The following is a 2,013-nucleotide window of genomic DNA, read 5'->3' as shown; positions in this document are numbered from 1 at the left end:
ATCCCTCAAAGACGATGAGGTAGATAGGTTCGAGGTGGAAGTGTGGTGACACATGGAGCTGACGAATACTAATCGATCGAGGACTTAACCAAAAAGTTTGAAACATTCAATGCACCGTTTATCCAGTTTTGAAAGAACAAAAACTATTAATAAGATACTTGCATTTATAATGAACTATGTTATAATAAGTATTGTCTTTCAAAATAGTCTAGTGATGATGGCAAAGAGGTCACACCCGTTCCCATACCGAACACGGAAGTTAAGCTCTTTAGCGCCAATGGTAGTTGGGGGCTTCCCCCTGTGAGAGTAGGACGTCGCTAGGCTATATAATAAGATTATTCCGAAGTAGCTCAGTTGGTAGTAGCACCTGACTGTTAATCAGGTTGTCGCAGGTTCGAGTCCTGCCTTCGGAGCCATTTTTGGAGAGTTGTCCGAGTGGCCGAAGGAGCACGATTGGAAATCGTGTAGGCGGTTAACACTGTCTCAAGGGTTCAAATCCCTTACTCTCCGCCAGCACTTTAAGGATTCACCATTCCAAACGATGGCCCCTTGGTCAAGTGGTTAAGACACCGCCCTTTCACGGCGGTAACACGGGTTCGAATCCCGTAGGGGTCACCATTTAATACCCAGATGGAGGATTAGCTCAGCTGGGAGAGCATCTGCCTTACAAGCAGAGGGTCGGCGGTTCGAGCCCGTCATCCTCCACCATCATTTAAATAAATTACTCATTATCGCGGGGTGGAGCAGTGGTAGCTCGTCGGGCTCATAACCCGAAGGTCGTTGGTTCAAATCCGGCCCCCGCAACCAAAATGGTCCCGTGGTGTAGCGGTTAACATGCCTGCCTGTCACGCAGGAGATCGCCGGTTCGATCCCGGTCGGGACCGCCATTTTTTTAAAAATATGGGTCAGTAGCTCAGTTGGTAGAGCATTAGATTGAAGCTCTAAGTGTCGGCGGTTCGATTCCGTCCTGACCCACCATATTTTTTTGCCGGTTTAGCTCAGCAGGTAGAGCAACTGACTTGTAATCAGTAGGTCGTGGGTTCGATTCCTATAGCCGGCACCATGGCATTCCCGGAGGGGTAGCGAAGTGGCTAAACGCGGCGGACTGTAAATCCGCTCCTTAGGGTTCGGCGGTTCGAATCCGTCCCCCTCCACCAGTTTTAATTTAATAGGGGCATAGTTCAACGGTAGAATAGAGGTCTCCAAAACCTTTGGTGTGGGTTCGATTCCTACTGCCCCTGCCAATTAATTTAAAACAACAAAATATAACAATATGGCGGTTGTGGCGAAGTGGTTAACGCACCTGATTGTGGTTCAGGCATTCGTGGGTTCGATTCCCATCAGTCGCCCCATTTAATTTAAAATAATAAAATATAATAATATGGCGGTTGTGGCGAAGTGGTTAACGCACCTGATTGTGGTTCAGGCATTCGTGGGTTCGATTCCCATCAGTCGCCCCATTTATATATATTTAACTTTTGGGGTATAGCCAAGCGGTAAGGCAACGGATTTTGATTCCGTCACGCCCTGGTTCGAATCCAGGTACCCCAGCCATTTTTTTGCGGAAGTAGTTCAGTGGTAGAACACCACCTTGCCAAGGTGGGGGTCGCGAGTTCGAACCTCGTCTTCCGCTCCAAGTATTATGGCGGCATAGCCAAGTGGTAAGGCACAGGTCTGCAACACCTTTATCACCGGTTCAAATCCGGTTGCCGCCTCCATAATTTATTACTTAATCGGTTTATCCGATTTTTTTTATCTCCATTATGCCGGTGTGGCGGAATTGGCAGACGCGCACGACTCAAAATCGTGTTCCTTTGGAGTGTCGGTTCGACCCCGACCACCGGTATCATATGTAGTAAAGAATCCTTGATATACAAGGGTTCTTTTTTTATTTGTAGAAAGCATTTAAGATTCTCTCAATGAAGTGACCCCTAAAAGTTAGACACGGTTATTTCATTAGGCAGCTTGGGTAAAACGAGTTCGGTATTGCACCGGACTCGTTTTTAATTTTGC

At 47.1% G+C, this 2,013-nt stretch carries 16 tRNA genes and 2 rRNA genes; all 18 read left to right on the top strand.

The annotated features are described in order from the left end of the window. Window positions 1-92 (top strand): 23S ribosomal RNA (locus tag ABH968_RS27745); the annotation flags it as partial. 115 nt (window positions 93-207) lie between these two features. Then, window positions 208-323: ribosomal RNA gene (rrf, locus tag ABH968_RS27740) — 5S ribosomal RNA — on the top strand. A 16-nt stretch (window positions 324-339) separates the two neighbouring features. After that, window positions 340-416: transfer RNA gene (locus tag ABH968_RS27735), tRNA-Asn, on the top strand. Between the two features lie 5 nt (window positions 417-421). Then, a tRNA-Ser gene (locus ABH968_RS27730) sits at window positions 422-513 on the top strand. Window positions 514-543: 30 nt separating this feature from the next. Then, window positions 544-618 (top strand) — tRNA-Glu (locus tag ABH968_RS27725). A 14-nt stretch (window positions 619-632) separates the two neighbouring features. Beyond that, window positions 633-708: transfer RNA gene (locus tag ABH968_RS27720), tRNA-Val, on the top strand. A 24-nt stretch (window positions 709-732) separates the two neighbouring features. After that, window positions 733-807 (top strand) — tRNA-Met (locus ABH968_RS27715). 4 nt (window positions 808-811) lie between these two features. Continuing rightward, window positions 812-887 (top strand) — tRNA-Asp (locus ABH968_RS27710). Window positions 888-902: 15 nt separating this feature from the next. Next, window positions 903-978 (top strand) — tRNA-Phe (locus tag ABH968_RS27705). A 9-nt stretch (window positions 979-987) separates the two neighbouring features. Further along, a tRNA-Thr gene (locus ABH968_RS27700) sits at window positions 988-1,063 on the top strand. Window positions 1,064-1,073: 10 nt separating this feature from the next. Beyond that, window positions 1,074-1,157 (top strand) — tRNA-Tyr (locus ABH968_RS27695). 13 nt (window positions 1,158-1,170) lie between these two features. Continuing rightward, window positions 1,171-1,244: transfer RNA gene (locus ABH968_RS27690), tRNA-Trp, on the top strand. A gap of 32 nt (window positions 1,245-1,276) precedes the next feature. Next, a tRNA-His gene (locus tag ABH968_RS27685) sits at window positions 1,277-1,352 on the top strand. A 32-nt stretch (window positions 1,353-1,384) separates the two neighbouring features. Further along, window positions 1,385-1,460: transfer RNA gene (locus ABH968_RS27680), tRNA-His, on the top strand. 19 nt (window positions 1,461-1,479) lie between these two features. Next, window positions 1,480-1,554 (top strand) — tRNA-Gln (locus tag ABH968_RS27675). Window positions 1,555-1,561: 7 nt separating this feature from the next. After that, window positions 1,562-1,636, top strand: a tRNA-Gly gene (locus ABH968_RS27670). 8 nt (window positions 1,637-1,644) lie between these two features. Then, window positions 1,645-1,718, top strand: a tRNA-Cys gene (locus ABH968_RS27665). A gap of 47 nt (window positions 1,719-1,765) precedes the next feature. Continuing rightward, window positions 1,766-1,846, top strand: a tRNA-Leu gene (locus tag ABH968_RS27660). Window positions 1,847-2,013: the final 167 nt, after the last annotated feature.

The organism is Lysinibacillus sp. RC79 (genome assembly GCF_041262405.1).
Lineage (GTDB): Bacteria > Bacillota > Bacilli > Bacillales_A > Planococcaceae > Lysinibacillus.
Note: the sequence above shows the minus strand (reverse complement) of the source record. Positions and strands in the feature narration are given on the sequence as shown.